This window comes from Variovorax sp. KBS0712 (assembly GCF_006323185.2).
GTDB lineage: Bacteria > Pseudomonadota > Gammaproteobacteria > Burkholderiales > Burkholderiaceae_C > Variovorax > Variovorax boronicumulans.
Genome location: NZ_VCCD02000001.1, coordinates 2,747,985 through 2,766,221 on the forward strand (window position 1 = coordinate 2,747,985; position 18,237 = coordinate 2,766,221).

Sequence of the window (18,237 nt, forward strand, 5' to 3'; positions counted from 1 at the left end):
GATGCGCGCCGTTTTCCTCACCGCGCTCGCCCTGCTCACCGCCCTGCCCGCCGCTGCACAAGACCCCGAACGCGAAGTGCTGCCCGAGCAGCGCCAGCGGCTGGCCTTCATCGCGCCCTCCGGCCTCGCGCCGCTGGGCAGCGGCAAGATGGTCTTCAGCGCCTTCCATGTCACGACGGGCCAGGAGCTGTGGATCACCGACGGCAGCAATGCCGGCACCACCCTGTTGAAAGACATCCGGCCGGGCTTCCGGGGGTCGTTCCCTGCCGGTCAGGTCGCGTTCAAGGGCCACGTCTACACCACGGCCACCGACGGCGCGAGCGGGCTCGAGCTCTGGCGCACCGACGGCACCGCCGCCGGCACGACGCAGGTGATCGACCTGCGCCCCGGCGAGGAAGGCGCGATGCCCAACGAGCTGACCGTGTTCCGCGACGCGCTCTACTTCGTGGCCGACGACGGCCAGACCGGCTTCCAGGTGTGGAAGACCACGGGCGATGCGAAGGGCACCACGCGCGTGTCCGCCGTCGATGCCGGGCCGCGCGCCCTCACCCGCCAGCTCACCGTCGCCGGGCCGCGCCTGTTCTTCACGGCGACCACGCGCACGCACGGCCACGAGCTCTGGGTGACCGACGGCTCGCCCGAGCACACGCGCCTGGTGAAGGACATCCGCCCGGGCATCGAGGACGCGGGCATCCAGAACCTCACGGCCGTGGGCAATGACATTTACTTCACCGCGCACGACGGCGAGCACGGCGCCGAACTGTGGAAGAGCGACGGCACCGAACATGGCACGCAGCTGGTGAAAGACCTGCGCCCCGGCGCCGCGCCCTCGCGGCCGACGCACCTGGCAGTGCTGGGCCGCACGCTGTACTTCTCGGCCGACGACGGCGTGCACGGCATCGAGCTGTGGAAGACTGACGGCACCGCGAAGGGCACAGTGCTGGTGAAGGACATCCGCCCCGGCCCGAGCGGCTCCATGTCGAGCGCGATCGCCGTGATGGGCGGCAAGCTCTACTTCGCCGCGACCGACGGCGTGTCGGGCGCGGAGCTATGGCGCAGCGACGGCACGGCGGCGGGCACGGTGCGCGTGAAGGACATCGCACCGGGCGCGGAGAATGGCTCGCCAGCGCGCTTCGCCGTCATCGGCGCGCGCCTGTGGTTCGCGGCGAACGGCGGCGGTGGCCGGGGCGTCGAGCCGTGGACCAGCGACGGAACGCCGGCCGGCACGCGCGCCGTGGCCGACCTCGCCGCCGGCGAACGTCACGCCATGCCGCTGGGCTTTCGCACGCTGGGCGACGCCGTGCTCTTCGTGGCCGACGACGGCCATGGCAACGACCGCCTGTGGTCGCACCGCAGGGACGGCAAGGTGACATTGATCGGCGATCCGCTCAAGGAGCGGCTGCGCTGACACCGAAGGCCTGCGTGGCCGCGTAGTCGCGCAAGGCCTGCTGCATGGCCGCGGCAATGGCGGGGTGCGTCGGGTCGTGGCCTGCGCCCTGCGCCCACTGCAGCGGCGCACCCAACACCTGCGCCAGTGCCTGCGCGCCCTCGGGCGGACACAGCGCGTCCTGCGTGCCGTGCACGATCAACGTGGGCACGGCAGGCAACGCGGCGCAGCGCTGCAACAACGAGGGCGCATCGAGCCAGCAGCTGTGCCGCAGATAGTGGCTCTGCACGCGGTAGCGCGCCACGAGCCGCGGCAGCATCGCTTCGTCGATCGGCGGCGCTGTGCCTCCCGTGGCGAGGCGCTGCTCCCAATCGAACCAGCAGCGCGTCAGCTCGCATTGCCGCGCCCAGGTGCCGTGTGCGAAGACCTCGGCGATCGGCACCGTCACCGGGCATTGCCGGCGCCCGGCCTCGTCCCACAGTGCGCGCCATGCGGGGCCGTCGTGCTGCAGGGCACCGGCGAAGAGCGCGTGGATGTCGCCCGGGCGCGCGAGGAACACGTTGCGCAGCAGCAGGCCCGCGACGGCCTCCGGGGCGTCGAGCGCATGCATCAGCGCCAGCGTGGCGCCCCACGAGCCGCCCACCACCAGCCATCGATCGATGCGCAGATGCGCGCGCAGCAGACGCAGGTCGGCCAGCAGATCGGCGAGCGTGTTGTGTTCGATCGATCCTGCAGGTGTGCTGAGGCCCGAACCGCGCTGATCGGGGCAGACGATGCGGTAGTGCGCCGGATCGAAGTCCCGGCGCAACAGCGGCGAGCAGCCCGAGCCCGGCCCGCCGTGCAACACCACCACGGGCAGGCCCGCCGGGTTGCCATGCTCCTCGACGTGCATCACATGCCCGCCATCCAGCGGCAGGCGATGGGTGATCGTCATCGGCGCGTGTTCTCAGCTCAGCGCGTTCGCGTCGGTGCGAAAGACGAGGTCGCCCGCACGCCGCGCGCCCGGCACGAAGCGGATCGGCGTGCCATGGTCGCGCGGATCACCCGCCGCCTTGACCATCGCCTCCACCTCCTCATGCCGCGGACTCTTCGGGCACACCGGGTCCGTGGCCGCCGCGTCGCCGGTCAGCAGAAAAGCCTGGCAGCGACAGCCCCCATGATCCTTCTCCTTCTCGTCGCAGCTCTGGCAGGTGCTGCTCATCCAGCCCGTGCCACGGTACGCGCCGAAGGCCGGGTTCTCCTGCCAGATGCTGCGGATGCTGTGCTCGCGCACATTGGGAAAGTCGAGCCCGGGCAGCATGCGCGCGCTGTGGCACGGCAGCGCCACGCCGTCGGGCGCGACCACGAGGAACACGCTGCCCCACCCCGCCATGCAGGGCTTGGGCTTGCCCTCGGCGTAGTCGGGCACCACCCAGAGGATCTTCATGCGGCCGTCCAGGCGCGGGCGATGGGTTTCCACCACCGCCTCGGCCGTTGCCAGCATGTCGCGCGAGGGCATCAGCATCTCGCGGTTGCGCCAGGCCCAGCCGTAGTACTGCACGTTGGCGAGTTCGAGAAAGTCGGCTTCCATCGCCTCGGCCATCTCGATGATCCGGCCCACGTGCGGCAGGTTGTAGCGGTGCATCACGCAGTTCAGCACCATCGGGTAGCCGAGGTCCTTGATGGTGCGGGCCACGCGCTGCTTGAGATCGAAGGTCTTCGTGGAGCTGAGGAAGTCGTTGAGCTCGCGGCTCGAATCCTGGAACGACAGCTGGATGTGGTCCAGCCCCGCGCGCTTCAACGTCTCGGCCCGCTGCGGCGTGAGGCCCACGCCCGAGGTGATCAGGTTGGTATAGAAGCCGAGCTCGTGCGCCGCCGCGACCAGCTCGGGCAGGTCGTCGCGCAGCAGCGGCTCGCCGCCCGAGAAGCCCAGCTGCACCGCCCCCATCGCGCGTGCCTCGCGGAACACGCGAATCCATTCGGCCGTGTCCAGCTCCTCGCGGTAGCGCGTGTAGTCGACCGGGTTGGAGCAGAAGGCGCAGTGCAGCGGACAGCGGTAGGTCAGCTCGGCCAGCAGCCACAGGGGCGGCTTGGCCACGGCGCGGGGTTGCACCTCAGCGAATCCAGTGGCGTCCACGGGCCTGCTCCAGAAATTCGAGCACGTCGGCATGCAGATCGCTCTCGCCGAAGGTGCGCTCCAGGTCGGCCACGAGCGCGGCCACCGAGGTCTTGCCGTCGCAGCGCTGGAGGATCTCGGCCGCCGGCCCGTTCAGCTTGATCATGCCCTCGGGGAACAGCAGCACGTGGCACTGCTGCGCCTCTTCCCACTGCATGCGGTAGATCGAGGTGAGCGCCGGCTGGGCATCGTCGGTCCATGCGGTCATGGCTGCTGGTCTTTCGGAAGGTCGTCGGGATAAGCCTTCTCGATCGCGTCGAGCATGGCCCAGAGGATGTCGAGCTTGAAGCCCAGGATGTGCAGCGCGCGCTGCTGCCGCTCGCGCGTGGTGCACCACCGCATCGCCACCTCGAGGCCGTGCTCGACGTCGCGGTCGGCCAACGGAATACGGCTGCGAAAGTAGTCCAGGCCCGAGGTGTCGATCCACGGGTAGTGCGTGGGCCAGCCCGCGAGCCGGTCCTTGTGGATGCGCGGCGCGAACATCTCGGTGAGCGAGGAGATCACCGCCTCCTGCCACGGCGCCGTGCGCGCGAAGTTCACGTACGCATCGACCGCGAAGCGCACGCCGGGCACCACGAGCGCATGGGACTCGAGCACCTCGCGCGCCAGGCCGGTGGCGATGCCCAGGCGGGTCCAGATCTCGATGCCGCCCGCGTTGGCGCCTTCATGGTCGCCGTGCCCGTCGTGGTCGAGCATGCGCACCACCCAGCGCCGGCGCGTGGCGCGGTCGTCGCAGTTGGACAGAACGGCGGCGTCCTTCACCGGGATGCGGCACTGGTAGTAGAAGCGGTTCGCCACCCAGCCGCGCACCTGGAAGGGCTGCAGTTCGCCCGCGTTGAGCCGGCGATTGAACGGATGATGGCTGTGGTAGCGCGACTCCATGGCGCGCAACCTCGCTTCGAACGCCTGCGGGGACCATGGGCCTTGTGTCTCTTGTGTCACGTGTTCAGATCTCCAGGGCCATGCCGTCGAACGCGACCTCGATGCCGCGGCGCACGAGCTGCGCACGCTGTGGCCCGTCTTCGTCCAGGATGGGGTTGCTGTTGTTGATGTGGATGAGCACCTTGCGTTTTGCAGCGCAGGCGTCGAGTGCTTTCAGCATGCCGGGGCCGTGCGGCCCGTCGCACTGCGGCAGGTGGCCCATGTCGGCCGCGTGCTTCTTGCCGAGCCCGGCCGCGACCATCTCGTCCTCGGTCCAGAAGGTGCCGTCGACGAGCACGCAATCGCAGGCATCGAGGCTGCGGCGCTCGGCCTCGCCGACCTGCGCCAGGCCCGGCGCGTAGAGCACGCGCTTGCCGCTGGCGGGGTCTTCGATGAGCACCGCGGCGTTCTCGCTGCGCGCCTCGGTCTGGCGGCGCGGCGAATACGGCGGCGCCTTGCCGGGCACCGGCACGGCCTGCAGCCGCAGCCCGGCGATGTCGTGCCAGGCGCCGCCGCCGGGCTCGAGCGACAACGGGTGCCAGGTCACGCCGCAGTAGCTGTCGAGCGTGCGCAGCAGCGGCAGGCTGCCGGTGAGGTCGTCATGGGCCTCGGGCGTGCAGTACAGCTGCAGCCGCTGCCCTTCGCGCAGGCTCAGCAGGCCTGCGACGTGGTCGATTTGAGAGTCCATCAGCACCACCGCCTCGATCGGCGAATGGCGCAGTCCGTGGCGCGGCCACAGGGCCGGCGAGGCGCGCAGTTGCGCGCCGAGGTCGGGGGAGGCATTCAGCAGAATCCAGCGTTCGCCATCGGCCGACACGGCGATCGAACTCTGCGTGCGGGGCGTGGCCCGCACCTGCCCGCTTCGCTGGCCGGCGCACAGGCGGCAATTGCAATTCCATTGAGGGAAGCCACCGCCCGCTCCCGAACCCAGCACCAGAATCTTCATGGGGGCCCAACAAAAAAACACGGCACCGGCGCAAGGCCGGTGCCGTGGGTCTGCGCGCTCAACGAGCGGAGATGTACATCGTGATTTCGAAACCGAAACGCATTTCTTCAAACTCAGGCTTGCACCACTTCATCGCATTGCTCCTTCAGGGTTGGGGTTGAGGGACATTTCAATAGACGACGATCTTTCCCGTCGGACGCGGGCTATGGCAGTCGTTGTAAAAGTATTCGCCCGGCGTGTCAAAGGTGTGGGTCTGCGACTGGCCCGGGTTCAGCCTGAAATTGAACCGCCCTTCGAAGAACTGCGTGGCGCAGTGGGTGTTGGCGTTGGCTGCGGGGTTGGTGAAGGTCACGGCGGTGTTGACGGGCACGCGCATGAAGGTCGGCGTCATGGCGTTGACGGCCGTCGATTCGGTCGCGCCCGGTTCGTTCGTCGGCGTCTGCACGCGCGCCAGGAACACGGTGTTCGGCGTCGGCAGTGCCGCGCCCTCCACCGCCGCGCCCGACACGGGCCGACGCACCACGGGCGGTGTCGGCGTGGCGGCCGCGGTCACCGCGCCGCCGACCTTGAAGGCCCACAGCCGGTCGCCGCGCGGGGCCGAGTCGCCGTACGGAATGCTGGTGCCGCCCGAGAACACCGCGATGTACTGCTCGCCGTCGATCTCGTAGGAGACCGGGCTCGCGCTGATCGCCGCGCCGGTCTGGAAGCGCCACAGCTCGGTGCCGTCCTGCGCATCGAGCGCCAGCAGGTTGCCGTCGGGCTGCCCGATGAACAGCAGGTCGGAGGCCGTGCTCAGGATGCCGTTGCCGTGCGCCACCGAGTACGGCAGCGGCTTCTTCCACTTGACGAGGTTGGTGCTCGGGTCGACCGCCACGACCGCGCCGGTCATGTAGGTGCCCGGCGGGCGCAGGCCGTTGCTCGACTCGCTGAGCGAGTGCGCTGCCGACACGTAGCCCATGCCCGTGTAGACCAGGCCCGTGCGCTGGCTGAAGGACTGGTGGTTCCAGTTGGCACCGCCGCCATGGCCTGGAATGGAAAGAATCGGCACGTCCCAGTGCGCGTCGTACAGGCAGCCCTTCGTGTAGTTGGGCACCGCGCGGTTCGGGTCGCCCGGAATGGCCGTGCCCAGCGGCTGGTCGACGATGCAGGTCTCGGTCCAGGCGCCCTGGCGCGGCAGGGGCTGCGTGGGCCAGCTGGCCTGGCGGGCGTCCTGCTTCACGGGCACTTCGTCGATGCCCAGCGGCGCGCTGCCGTCCTTGCGATCGAGGATGTAGTACATGCCCGTCTTGCTGCCGTAGATGACGACCTTGCGGTCCTTGCCGTCGATCTTCACATCGGCGAGCACGGGCGACATCACGTTGTCCATGTCCCAGATGTCGTGGTGCACCGACTGGAAGTGCCACTTGTATTCGCCGCTCTTCAGGTCGAGCGCGACGATGGAATTGGCGAACAGGTTCTGGCCCGGGCGCGAGGAACCGTCCTGCGACGAGCCGCCGCGCACGTTGCCGAAGGTCCAGTACACCAGGCCCAGCTCGGGATCGACCGCGGGATGAATCCACGGCGTGGCGCCGGTGCGTGCCGTGTCGGGGGCGCCGCCCCAGGTGTCGTAGCCGAGTTCGCCCGCGCGGGGCACGCCCCAGAAGGTGGTCAGCACCTTGCCGGTGAGTGCGTCGGCCGAGAACGCGGCGCCGCGGTTGCCATCGTTGGTGCCCAGGTACAGGCGCTTGTCGTGGTAGACCAGCGCGACCTTCTGCAGCGCGCCCTTGTAGTCGGGATCGGTGCTGCTGGTCGGGTACTGCTTGATCCACTCGACAGCGCCGGTGTCGGTGCGCAGCGCCACGAGGCGGTTGCCGGTGGCCACGGTGAACACCAGGCCCAGGTCCTTGGCGACGGCCACGCCGCGGCGGGTGATGCTGCCGTAGGGCGTGGTCCACTTCCACTTCGTCACGCCGGTCTTGCCGTCCACCGCGACCACGTTGCCGAGTGCGGATTCGATGTAGAGCACGCCGTCGACGACGACGGTGGTGCTCTGGTTGTTGCCGGTGGTCATGCCGCCTTCGATCTGGTTGACCCAGGCGCCGCCCAGTTGCGTGACCAGGCCCTTGTTGATCTTGCGCAGGCTCGAATAGTTCTGGTTGCCCAGGTTGCCGCCGACCTTCGGAAAGTCCTTGTCGCCGGCGGTGCAGCAGTCCGACAGGTCGGCCGCGGGTGCGGCGGCGGCCGGTGGCGATGCGGGCGGCGGTGTGCCGGCAGACGGCGGCGGCGGGGGGGCCGGCACCACGGGCAGCACGGGCGTGCCGCCACCGCCGCTGGAGCCGCCGCAGGCGGTGATCAGCAACGGCGATGCAAGCACGCCGCACGAGATCAGCAGCGTGACCAATGATTTTTTCTTCATGGATGTCTCTACTCGGTGAACGTTGGAACAGGGATGTTCGAAACGACCGGTGGCGCGCACACGGCGCCGCACCGGCCCCGGGAGGTCGTGGTTACTCAGTGGTGCAGAAAGGTGTCAGCCCCATCGCCGACTTCACGCCTTGCACGACGAGCTTCTGGAACTCGATCGCGCCCACGCCCGACAGGTCGGCGGTGAACGAGTGCGCGTTGTGCCCGAGGGTCGTGAGCCATGCGCGACCGCCGTCGTAGTACTGGCACCAGGCGACCGGATGGAAGTCGGCGTGGCCGGGATGCGGCGCGGAGGTGAGCGGCTTCAGCGTCGAGGTGTCGACCTTGGCCAGGAACTTCACCTTCGTCGGGAAGGGCATCAGGTTGTACCACTCGTCCTGGAAGGAGAAGCGCTTGGGCACGTCCTTCGTCGAAGGGTCGTCCGAGACGATCTCGACATCGCCCGCGCGGTTCGGTCCGTGGTTGTAGAAGTTCGCGTTGCCCAGCAGGCCTTCGTAGTAGGGCCAGTTGTATTCCGCGCCGAAGGCGTTGTGCAGGCCGACGAAGCCGCCGCCGCGGCGCATGTAGTTGCGCAGCGCGGTGCGCGCGGCATCCTGGCTGGTGCTCACGGCGCCGTTCCACAAGGTGTCGCGGTTCGAGCTCGCGAAGATGATCGCCTTGTAGTTGTTGATGCGGCTGCCCAGCACGGCCACGTCCTCGGTCCAGTCGACCGTGATGCCCTCGGCCGACAGCATGCGCACGAGGCCTGCCTGCATCACGTTGTCGGTGTTCATCGTCGGGTTCAGGCCGGCCGCCATCGGCGTGCCCAGCACGGCATGGCGCGGGCCGGCAGTGCGCGAGTAGATCAGCACGCGGTCGGGCGTGGTGGCGAAGGCGCCCCAGTCGTTGTAGCACTTGGGGTTGGTGCCGCGGCAGACGTTGTAGTACTCGTCGAAGCTGTCGTCGACCTCGGCCACCGGCTCGGTGGGCGTTGCCGGCACTTCGTCGGTCGGCGCGGGCGGCGGCGCCGATGCAGCGGGCGCAGGCGCCACGGGCAGGAACGGCAAGGCCGCGCCGCCGCCGCCGTCGCCTCCACCGCAGGCAGTCAATGCCAGCGCGAGCGCGGCGGCCGATGCAAGTCCGAAGGGAATGGATCTGGGATGTGTCAACGGAGTCTCCTCTTGGTGGTCAATGGCGGAATCGGACGGGCGCACGCGCCCAGCACGTATCGCTGCGCCGCGGGTGGCGGCAGGCGCAGACGTGGGAGTGACGGAAATTGCCGGCGGGAACGAAGAAGGAATTCGTCGCCAGCCGTGAGGGCGCGCTACTTGCGGATGCGCACGAGCTCGTCGTTGTAGAGCTTGACGATGGCGGGGTCGTACTGGGCGGCGAACTTGTCGACGACGGGCTTGGCGATGTCGCGCATGCGCTTCTGCTCGGGCGCACTGAGTTCGTTGAACTGCGCGCCCTTGGCCTGCAGGTCGCCCACGGCCTTCTGCGCGGCGGCGCGGCTGACCTGGCGCTGGTAGCCGCGCGCCTCGTTGGCCGCGTCGTTCATCATCTTCTGCTCGGCGGGCGTGAGCGAGTCCCAGAACTTCTTGCTCACCAGCACGATGTTGGCGGCGTACACGTGGTTGGTGGCGCTGACGAACTTCTGCACTTCGTAGAACTTGTTCGACAGGATCACCGCATAGGGGTTCTCCTGGCCATCGACAGCCTTGGCTTCCAGCGCACCGTACAGCTCGGCGAAAGGCATCGGCACCGGGTTGGCCTTGAAGGCCTTGAAGGTTTCGAGGAACACGGGGTTGGGGATCACACGGATCTTCAAGCCCTCGAGGTCTTCGGGCTTGGTGATCGGGCGCTTGCTGTTGGTGACGTTGCGAAACCCGAGGTCCCAGTAGCCCAGGGCGACGAGGCCCTTCTCGGGGAGCTTGGCGATGAGGGCTTGTCCCAGAGGCCCATCGAGCAGCGCATCGGCCTGTGCGAAGTTGTTCACCGAGAAGGGGAAGTCGACCAGGCCGAACTCCTTGACGATGCCTGCGAGCGACGTGGTGGCCGGCGCCGACATCTGCTGCACGCCGCCCTGCAGGGCCGACTGCTGCTGCATCTCGTTGCCCAGTTGCGAGGCGGGGAACTCCTGGACCTTCATCTTGCCGCCGCTCTTGGCCGACAGGAGTTCGGCAAAGCGCTTGACGCCGAAGCTCACGGGGTGGTCGGCGTTGTTCAGGTGGCCGAAGCGGATCACGCGCTCCTGCTGCGCTTGCGCAACAGCAGGAACGACCAGGGCGAGGGCAAGGCCGGCGGTGGCCAGCGAGCGGTAAAGCGTTCTCAAAGTTGTTCTCCAGCGTGCGATGTGAGCGGTCCATGCCGGGGCGCTTCACACGCGCTCCGACTCCTGGCGGCGCGATCTTATCGATTTAGTGGAAAATCTTTCTACTAGTGAAAACACTTGGCAAAATGCTAGAGTCGTCTCATGACAGCCATACTCGAACGCAGCTTCAAGGTGCTCGAACACCTCTCCGGCCACCCCGAGGGCCGTGCGCTTTCCGCGCTTTCTGCCGAGCTGGAAATGCCGTTGAGCGCCACCCACCGCCTGCTGAGCGAGCTGGTGCGCTACGGCTATGTGCGGCAAGACCAGAGCCATGGCGACTACATGCTGACCATCAAGCTGGTGTCGCTGGGCCTGAGCTTCTTGAGCAACAGCGGCATCGTCGACGTGGCACAGCCGCTGCTCGACCGGCTCGCGGTCGCATCGGGCGAACTGGTGCGGCTGGCGGTGGTCGACGGCGACGAGCTCACCTTCGTCGCGAAGGCGCAAGGCGCCACGCGCGGGCTGCGTTACGACCCGGACATGGGCCTGTCGGTGAACCTCTCATGCAGCTCCGCGGGCCACGCATGGCTCTCGACCATGACGGACGAACAGGCGCTGCAGCTCGTCGCGAAGCAGGGCTTCGGCCAGCCGGAAGACTTCGGCCCCAAGGCGCCGACCACCGTGAAGGCGCTGCTCGTTTTCCTGCGCGCCACACGCAAGCGCGGTTTCTCGATGATCAACGAGGTGTTCGCCCCCGCGATGACCGCCATGGCCGCGCCGGTGCGCGGTGCGCACGGCGGCGTGATCGGCGTCATCACCATCGCGGGGCCGCTGGTGCGGCTCACGGAAGAACGCATGCTCGCGCTGGGCCCGCAGCTGCTGGCCGCGGCGGACGACGTGGCGCGGGCCAGCGGCGCGTCCGCACTGTTCAAGCGCCGGGCCTGAAGGCCCTGCCAGGTCCTTAGTCGACCTTCACCTGGAACAGCACGAAGCCCGTGCCGCCCGGCTCGACCGTGCCCGTGAAGCGCCAGTCGATCGCGCCCGTGCCCCCAGCGGGTTGAACGGTGGTGCAGGCCACCGCGCCCGCCGGCGGCGCGTTCGCCGGTGTGGTCTTGACGCAGCCCGTGAGCGACGCCGGCGTGGTGCCCGTCGTCGCGCTCACGAAGGTCGTGTAACCCGGCGTCATGTCGTTCACGACCATGCTGCGGATCGGCGCGTCGCCGTTGTTCGTGTAGGTGATGCGGTACTCGAGCGTCTCGCCCGACTTGGCCTGGTTGTTCACGCCGAAGGTGCCGCTTTGCGTGATGTTGCGCACTTCCTTCTTCAGCTCGAGCGCCACGCCCGACACCGTCGTGAGGTCGTCCAGCGTGAAGCTGCCGCTGAGCGACGGGCTCGCGTTGGTGTAGGTGAAGTCGGCGCGGATCGTCGCCCTGTTGTTCGAGCCCAGCGGCGCCGTGGCGGGAATGAACTCCTGCACGATCACGCAGACCTTGCCCGCGAAGGCCACGGGCGTGGCCGCCGCGCTCGGCGGGTACAGCTGCGCCGCGCCGGGCTGCAGGCTGCCGGTGCAACCCACATCCGCGAAGACCTTCGTCGTCCAGCCGGTGATGGCGGGCGTGGCCGTCTCGCTCGCCACGCTGAAGCGCACCTGCCCTGCCGTGCCCGCCGTGAAGGTGTGGGCGTAGGTCACGGTGCTGCCCGGCAGGCCGGTCTTGGCGCCGTCGGTCGCGAAGGCGCTGTTGTCGACGTCGCCGAAGTTCAGGTTGGCGTGGCCCGTGCCGTTCCAGCTGAAGGCGATGCGGTCGGGCGTGCCGGTGCGCGTGTAGGTGTAGGTGCCACCGGCCGCGGCCACCGCGGAGCCCGAGGGCAGCGCAACGTTGCCCACCGAGGCACCGGTCGACACGCGCGTGCCCGGGTTGGTTTCTTCCACGCACATCGCCGAGCCCGTGGCCGTGCCGGCCGGCACGCTGAGGCTGTAGGCACCCGACGCGTCCGTGAGCACGCTCGCGTACACGGCGGCGCCGCAGTTGGTCAGCCGCACGCTCACGCCCGACAGCGGGCCTTCGCCGCCATTGACGATGCCGTCGTTGGCCGTGCCGCCGCCCACGCCGTTGTCCAGGAACACGCGGCCGCTCACGATCGCCGCGAGCGTGTTGGTGAAGGTACAGACCACCGCCGTGCCGTTCGTCAGCCCGGCCGCGGGCAGCGTGACCGTGCCCGCCACCAGGTCGACGGCCGCCGTCGCTCCGCCCGCCAGGCCCGTGCAGGTCGCGCCCGAGAACGCGAAGCCGCCGGGCATCGAGGCCGCGACTTCGGTCAGCACCGTCTGCGTGTTGGCCGTGGTGAGCGTCTTGATCGTGCCCACCACCGTCGAGCCCGCCACCGAGACGTTGATGCTGTCCGAGCCGAAGCCGTTGGTGCCGCTGAATGCGAAGGTGCCCGTGCCGCCCAGCGCCTGCTTGCGGATCTGCACGGTCGGCAGGCGGTTGTTGCTGTAGGTACAGACGATGGCTTTGCCGGCGTCGCCCGCGCCGATCACCAGCGTGTTGCTGGCCTGGCCGTTGGTGCCGCTCAAGGCGTTGGCCGTGGCGCCGCCGTCGGCGGTACACGACAGCACGGTCGTGTAGTTGGCCAGCGTGCCCGTCGTCATCGTTTCCGCAGGGAAGGTGATGGTGTTGCCCACGGCCGCCACCACCGCCGCACCGCTGTTGCCGGCCGTGGGTGCGGTCGCGGTGAACGCGGCCGTGTTGTTGGTCGCACCCGTGGTCGCGCCGATGCTGGCGACGTTGCCCGCTTCGCTGTTCGCGCCCCAGGCCTTGCGCACCTGCAGGGTGACGGTCTTCTTCGCGTTGGTGTAGGTACAGACGATGGCCTTGCCAGCGTCGGCCGCGGCAATCGCCAGCGTGTTGCTCGCCTGGCCGTTGGTGCCGCTCAGCGGGTTGGTCGTCGCACCGCCGTCGGCGGTACACGCGAGCACGGTGCTGTAGTTCGCGAGCGAGCCGGTGGTCATCGTCTCGGCCGGCAGCGTGAGCGTGCCGCCGACGACCATCGACACCGCCGCGCCGCTGTTGCCGGCGGTGGGTGCGGTCGCGGTGAACGCCGACGTGTTGCTGCTGCCGCCCGAGGTGGCGCCGATGCTGGCCACGTCGCCGTTCGTGCTGTCCGCGCTCCAGGCCTTGCGCAGCTGCACGGTGACGGTCTTGGGCGTGTTGGTGTAGGTACAGACGATGGCCTTGCCGGCGTCGCCCGCGCCGACCAGCAGCGTGTTGCTGTTCTGCCCGTTGGTGCCGCTGAGCGCGTTGGCCGTGGCACCGCCGCCGGCCGTACAGGCCAGCACCGTGGTGTAGTTCGCCAACGTGCCCGGCGACATCGTCTCGGCCGGCAGCGTGATCGTGTTGCCGGCCTGCACGGTCACGGCCGTGCCGCTGTTGGCGCCCGTGGGCGCCGTCGCGGTGAAGGCCGTGGTGTTGCTCGATCCGCCCGCGCTCGCGCCGATGCTCGCCACGTTGCCGGCGATGCTGTTCGCACCCCAGGCCTTGGCGATCTGCAGCGTGGCCGTCTTCGGCGTGTTGGTGTAGGTACAGACGATGGCCTTGCCCGCGTCGCCCGCGCCGACCACCAGCGTGTTGCTGGCCTGGCCGTTGGTGCCGCTGAGCGTGTTGGCCGTGGCGCCGGCATCGGCGGTACACGACAGCACGGTGGTGTAGTTCGCCAGCGTGCCCGTGGTCATCGTCTCGGCCGGGAAGGTGAGCGTGTCGCCCGCGGCCACCGACACCGCGGTGCCGCTGGTGCCCGCCGTCGGCGCCGTCGCCGTGAACGCGGCGGTGTTGTTCGCGCCGCCCGTGGTCGCGCCGATGCTCGCCACGTTGCCCGTGGTGCTGCCGGCGCTCCAGGCCTTGGACAGTTGCAGCGTCGCGGTCCTGCGCGTGTTGGTGTAGGCGCAGTTCACCGCGCTGTCCGACGGCATGGTGAAGCTGCGGCTCAGGCCGCTGCCGCTCACCGTCACCGTGCTGCCGTCCGACACCTTGGTACAGGCCAGCGTCGTGGTGTAGTTGGCGGCGTTGCCGGTGGTGAAGGCCTCGGCCAGCGTCACCGTGGCGCCGCTGGCCGCGGTGGCCGTGGCGTTGGTGGTGGTGGCCGGCGCGGTCGACGTGCCGGCGGTCGCGCCCGTCACTTCGGCGGCGCTGCCGCTGACCGTCAGGTTGACCTTGTCGCCGGCGATGGCGCCGCTCCAGCTCTTGGACAAGGTCACCGCCGCCGTCTTGCGCGTGTTGGCGTAGGTACAGACGATGGCCGTGTCGGCCGCGCCCACCGTCAGCGTGTTGCCCGACAGCCCGCTGGTGCCGGTGCAGCTCAGCGCGCTGGTGTAGTTGGCGGCGCTGCCGGTGGTGAAGCTCTCGGCCAGCGTGATGACGCTGCCCACGGGCACGGCCTGCGCGGCGCCGGTGTCGGTCTCGGCGGCCGTGTTGGCCACCGAGGCCAGCGTGGTGAGGCCCGTGCCTGTGACGCTCACGGCGTCATTGACGATCGCGCCCGACCAGGTCTTGGCCAGCGTGACGGTCGCCGTCTTCGCGGTGTTGGTGATCTCGCAAATGATCGGCAGGCCCGCATCGGCGTTGCCCAGGGTCAGCAGGTTGCCGCTGAGCGAGCCGCCGCCGGTGCAGCTCCAGGCGCTGGCGGTGTACGAGCCGGCGTTGGTGCCGAACGGTGTCTCCGACAGGGTCACGGTGTCGCCCACCGCCACGCGCTGCGCGCCGCCGGTGTCGGTCTCGTTGGGCGTGTTGGCCGTGGCCTGCAGGTTGAAGGCGTAGCCGATGTTGTGGTTCGGGTGCACCGTGCCCGAGGCGGTCAGCGTGAAGGCGTCGTTGACCAGCGCGTTGACCCACTTCTTGCGCAGCTGCACCGTCGGCGCCTTGGCGTTGGTGACGGTACAGACGATGTTCGAGCCCGCCACCGTCGCCGCTGCATTCAGCGTGAACTGGTTCGTGTTCTGCGCGGTGCCGCGCGTCACCGTGCCGCCGCTGCCCATGCCCGTGCAGCTGACGTCGGTGATCACGTAGTCGGGCACGCCCGCGGCCGGCGTGTAGGTTTCGGTGAAGGTGGTCGCCGTGCCCGTCGCGGTCAGCGTCTGCACCGGCCCGTTGACGGCCGTGCCGGCCACGGTGGTGGTGATGGTGTGCGCCGCCACGCCGTTGGTGCCCGTGAAGTCGAAGCCGGCCACGCCGCCGAGTGAACGCTTGGCGAGGGTCAGGGTCGCAGGTTTGCCGGTGTTGGTGTAGGTACAGACGATGGCCTTGCCCGCGTCGGTCGCGCCGATCAGCAGCGTGTTGCTGTTCTGCCCGTTGGTGCCACTCAGCGCGTTGGCCGTGGCGCCGCCCCCTGCCGTACACGACAGCACCGTGTTGTAGCTCGCGAGCGAGCCCGTGGGCATCGTCTCGGCCGGCAGCGTGATGGTGTTGCCCGCCACCACGTTCACCGTGCTGCTGTTGCCCGCCGTGGGTGCGGTCGCCGTGAACGCCGTGGTGTTGCTCGCGCCGCCCGTGCTCGCGCCGATGCTCGCCACGTTGCCGCTGATGGTGCCGGCGCCCCAGGACTTGGTGATCTGCAGCGTGGCCGTCTTCGGCGTGTTGGTGTAGGTACACAGGATCGCCTTGCCCGCATCGGCCGGGCCGATCAGCAAGGTGTTGGTGACCTGCCCGTTGGTGCCGCTGAGCGCATTGGCCGTGGCGCCGCCGCCGGCCGTACAGGCCAGCACGGTGTTGTAGTTCGCCAGCGTCCCCGTCGGCATCGTTTCCGCGGGGAGGGTGATGGTGTTGCCGGCGACCACGGTCACGGCCGTGCCGCTGTTGGCGCCCGTGGGCGCCGTCGCCGTGAAGGCCGTGGTGTTGTTCGCGCCACCCGTGCTCGCGCCCAGGCTCGCCACGTTGCCGGCGATGCTGTTCGCGCCCCAGGCCTTGGCGATCTGCAGCGTCGCCGTCTTCGGCGTATTGGTATAGGTACAGACGATGGCCTTGCCCGCGTCGCCCGCGCCGACCAGCAGCGTGTTGCTGTTCTGTCCGTTGGTGCCACTGAGTGCGTTGGCCGTGGCACCGCCGCCGGCCGTACACGCCAGCACCGTGTTGTAGTTCGCCAGCGTGCCCGGCGACATCGTCTCGGCCGGCAGCGTGATCGTGTTGCCCGTGGCCACGGTCACGGCGGTGCCGCTGTTCGCGCCCGTGGGGGCCGTGGCCGTGAAGGCCGTGGTGTTGTTGGTGCCGCCCGTGGAGGCTGGAATGCTCGCCACGTTGCCCGTGAGGCTGTTGGCGCCCCACGACTTGACCAGCTGCAGCGTGGAGGTCTTCGGCGTGTTGGTGTAGGTACAGACGATGGCCTTGCCCGCGTCGCCCGCGCCGATCTGCAGCGTGTTGGTCGCCTGGCCGTTGGTACCGCTCAGGCTGTTGGCCGTCGCGCCGCCACCGGCGGTACACGACAGCACGGTCGTGTAGTTCGGCAGCACGCCGCCGTTCATGGTTTCCGCGGGGAAGGTGATCGTGTTGCCGGCCGCGACGGTCACGGTCGCGCTGGTGTTGGCCGTCGGTGCCGTCGACGAGAACGCCGCGGTGTTGGCCGCGCCGCCCGTGGTGGCGCCGATGTTCGCCACGTTGCCCGTCACGCTGATGGGGTTCCACGACTTGGCCAGTTGCAGGGTCGCGGTCTTGCGCGTGTTGGTGTAGGTACAGACGATGTCCTTGCCGATGTCGCCGAGGGCGATCGTCAGCGTGTTCGATACCTGTCCGTTGGTGCCGCTCAACGTGCTGGCCATCGTGCCGCTGTTCACGGTGCATGACAGCACGGTGTTGTAGTTCGCCAGCGTGCCGGTGGTCAGTGTTTCAGCGGGCAGCGTGATGACGTTGCCGATGTTCACGCCCACGACGGAGCTGGAGGCGGCCGTGGACGCCGTCGAGGTGAAGGCCGAGGTGTTGCTGGCGCCGAAGAAGTTGGTCCCGCCCGTGGAGGCGCCAATGCTCGCCACGTCGCCGGTGTTGCTGCCGGCCGACCAGGCCTTCGCGAGCTGCAGCCTGACCACGTTGAACTGGATGACGACGAGGCCGTTGCCGCCGGTGGAGCCGGTCAGTGAAGCGCGCGCGCCGCCCACGCCGACGCCGCCCTGGTAGAGCGTGTTGCCCTGGTTGGCCGGGTTGGAAGCCGCCGAGTAGCTGCCGTCCGCTCCCGCGGTGATCACGCCGCCGGTCACGCCCGTGCCGATGAAGCCCGAGCCGCCGCCGCCCGGTCCGTTGTAGGAACAGTTGACCGAGACGGGATTGGGCGTGTTGCTGCACTGGGCCATGCCGCCGCCGCCGCCGAACCAGCCGCCGCCACCACCGCCGCCGCCCTCGTACTGGACGGGGGTGCCACCGACCGCCGAGCACCCGGTGCCGCCCTGCAAGGCGCTGCCGTCAGTGCCAGCCGGGCAGGTGGCCGCGACGGTCCCCGCGCTCGGGGTGCCGCGCGCGCCGCCGGCGGCCTGGGTACCGCCTCGTCCGCCCGTGCCGGTGGACGAGCCGCCGTTGGGGCCACCGCCGCCGCCCGGCACCGGGCTGCCGACGTCGGTCCAGAAGGCGCTGCCGCCGCCACCGCCTGCGATCAGTCGTGCGGCGGCCGCCGAAAACTCCGTGCCGCCGTTCCACAGCGCACTCATGCCGCCGCCCGACGAACCGGCAACGCCCGCGTTCGCGCCATTGCCGCCGCCGCCCCCGCGGCCGTAGGTCGCGCCGGTGCCCCCGTTCTGCCCGCCCTGCCCCACCGTCACCGCCATGGCGGTGCCGGGCGTGACCGACACGGTGCCGTCGGCGAAGCCGCCGGCGCCACCGTTGGCCGAGTTGCCGCCGGCCGCCGTGGAGCCGCCGCCGCCGGCGCCCCACATCGTGACGCGCACCGACGACACGCCCGCAGGCACCGTGAAGGTCTGCGCCGAGCCCGAATGGGTGAAGGTCACGCAGCTGTTGTAGCCCGACTGCGGCGTGCACGTAGCGACTGCAGCCTGCGCACCCGGCATGGCAATGAGCCACAAGGCCGTCGCGGCAAGCACGCCCTTCAACACCCCGCCGAGCCGCGCCATCCCGCCCGCTTCGTTTCTCGTTCTGCTTTGCATCATG

The 18,237-nt window shown here is 69.5% G+C and carries 12 protein-coding genes; 2 read left to right on the forward strand and 10 right to left on the reverse strand.

Annotation, left to right across the window (positions count from 1 at the left end; all coding sequences use genetic code 11):
• The first annotated feature begins 1 nt into the window (after nucleotide 1).
• A complete protein-coding gene (locus FFI97_RS12810) occupies nucleotides 2-1,408 on the forward strand; it encodes an ELWxxDGT repeat protein (protein WP_139705751.1) in 1,407 nt (468 codons plus the stop codon).
• Here FFI97_RS12810 and FFI97_RS12815 read toward each other — a convergent pair.
• From FFI97_RS12815 to FFI97_RS12855, 9 genes are all read right to left on the reverse strand, one after another.
• Nucleotides 1,389-2,321 (reverse strand): alpha/beta fold hydrolase, encoded by a 933-nt coding sequence (locus tag FFI97_RS12815; protein ID WP_139705745.1) that lies wholly within the window; start codon nucleotides 2,319-2,321, stop codon nucleotides 1,389-1,391. The two genes, FFI97_RS12810 and FFI97_RS12815, sit on opposite strands and share 20 nt — an antisense overlap.
• A gap of 12 nt (nucleotides 2,322-2,333) precedes the next feature.
• Nucleotides 2,334-3,536: a pyrroloquinoline quinone biosynthesis protein PqqE gene (gene pqqE / locus FFI97_RS12820; protein WP_255221229.1), complete on the reverse strand. Its 1,203-nt coding sequence runs from the start codon at nucleotides 3,534-3,536 to the stop codon at nucleotides 2,334-2,336.
• Nucleotides 3,481-3,750 carry a pyrroloquinoline quinone biosynthesis peptide chaperone PqqD gene (gene pqqD, locus FFI97_RS12825; RefSeq protein ID WP_062481654.1) on the reverse strand — a complete coding sequence of 90 codons (270 nt, stop codon included), beginning with the start codon at nucleotides 3,748-3,750 and terminating at the stop codon, nucleotides 3,481-3,483. Before pqqD ends, pqqE begins: the two co-directional genes overlap by 56 nt.
• Nucleotides 3,747-4,484, reverse strand: a complete 738-nt coding sequence (gene pqqC, locus FFI97_RS12830; protein ID WP_139705743.1) for a pyrroloquinoline-quinone synthase PqqC — start codon at nucleotides 4,482-4,484, stop codon at nucleotides 3,747-3,749. The genes pqqD and pqqC overlap by 4 nt, the downstream gene beginning before the upstream one ends.
• A 4-nt stretch (nucleotides 4,485-4,488) precedes the next feature.
• Complete coding sequence (pqqB, locus tag FFI97_RS12835; RefSeq protein ID WP_139705741.1) at nucleotides 4,489-5,409, reverse strand: pyrroloquinoline quinone biosynthesis protein PqqB; 921 nt, start codon at nucleotides 5,407-5,409, stop codon at nucleotides 4,489-4,491.
• Between the two features lie 58 nt (nucleotides 5,410-5,467).
• Entirely contained in the window at nucleotides 5,468-5,542 is a 75-nt protein-coding gene (pqqA, locus tag FFI97_RS34415) for a pyrroloquinoline quinone precursor peptide PqqA (protein ID WP_013539171.1), read from the reverse strand.
• Between the two features lie 36 nt (nucleotides 5,543-5,578).
• Nucleotides 5,579-7,804, reverse strand: a complete 2,226-nt coding sequence (locus FFI97_RS12845; RefSeq protein WP_139705739.1) for a PQQ-binding-like beta-propeller repeat protein — start codon at nucleotides 7,802-7,804, stop codon at nucleotides 5,579-5,581.
• A 91-nt stretch (nucleotides 7,805-7,895) separates the two neighbouring features.
• Nucleotides 7,896-8,960 carry a ThuA domain-containing protein gene (locus FFI97_RS12850; protein WP_139705737.1) on the reverse strand — a complete coding sequence of 355 codons (1,065 nt, stop codon included), beginning with the start codon at nucleotides 8,958-8,960 and terminating at the stop codon, nucleotides 7,896-7,898.
• A 155-nt stretch (nucleotides 8,961-9,115) separates the two neighbouring features.
• Complete coding sequence (locus FFI97_RS12855) at nucleotides 9,116-10,123, reverse strand: TRAP transporter substrate-binding protein (RefSeq protein WP_139705735.1); 1,008 nt, start codon at nucleotides 10,121-10,123, stop codon at nucleotides 9,116-9,118.
• Nucleotides 10,124-10,264: 141 nt separating this feature from the next.
• Between FFI97_RS12855 and FFI97_RS12860 the strand changes: the two genes are divergently transcribed.
• Complete coding sequence (locus tag FFI97_RS12860) at nucleotides 10,265-11,047, forward strand: IclR family transcriptional regulator (RefSeq protein ID WP_062481672.1); 783 nt, start codon at nucleotides 10,265-10,267, stop codon at nucleotides 11,045-11,047.
• 16 nt (nucleotides 11,048-11,063) lie between these two features.
• Here the strand turns inward: FFI97_RS12860 and FFI97_RS12865 are convergent, their stop codons facing one another.
• Nucleotides 11,064-18,236 (reverse strand): hypothetical protein, encoded by a 7,173-nt coding sequence (locus FFI97_RS12865; RefSeq protein WP_185993606.1) that lies wholly within the window; start codon nucleotides 18,234-18,236, stop codon nucleotides 11,064-11,066.
• Nucleotide 18,237 lies beyond the last annotated feature (1 nt).

Coding starts and splice junctions, on each gene's coding strand:
- FFI97_RS12860 (WP_062481672.1), top strand. CDS start 10,265: ATGACAGCCATACTCGAACGCAGCTTCAAGGTGCTCGAACACCTCTCC.
- pqqB (WP_139705741.1), bottom strand. CDS start 5,409: ATGAAGATTCTGGTGCTGGGTTCGGGAGCGGGCGGTGGCTTCCCTCAA.
- pqqE (WP_255221229.1), bottom strand. CDS start 3,536: ATGCCGACGTGCTCGAATTTCTGGAGCAGGCCCGTGGACGCCACTGGA.
- FFI97_RS12815 (WP_139705745.1), bottom strand. CDS start 2,321: ATGACGATCACCCATCGCCTGCCGCTGGATGGCGGGCATGTGATGCAC.
- pqqD (WP_062481654.1), bottom strand. CDS start 3,750: ATGACCGCATGGACCGACGATGCCCAGCCGGCGCTCACCTCGATCTAC.
- FFI97_RS12810 (WP_139705751.1), top strand. CDS start 2: ATGCGCGCCGTTTTCCTCACCGCGCTCGCCCTGCTCACCGCCCTGCCC.
- FFI97_RS12845 (WP_139705739.1), bottom strand. CDS start 7,804: ATGAAGAAAAAATCATTGGTCACGCTGCTGATCTCGTGCGGCGTGCTT.
- FFI97_RS12865 (WP_185993606.1), bottom strand. CDS start 18,236: ATGATGCAAAGCAGAACGAGAAACGAAGCGGGCGGGATGGCGCGGCTC.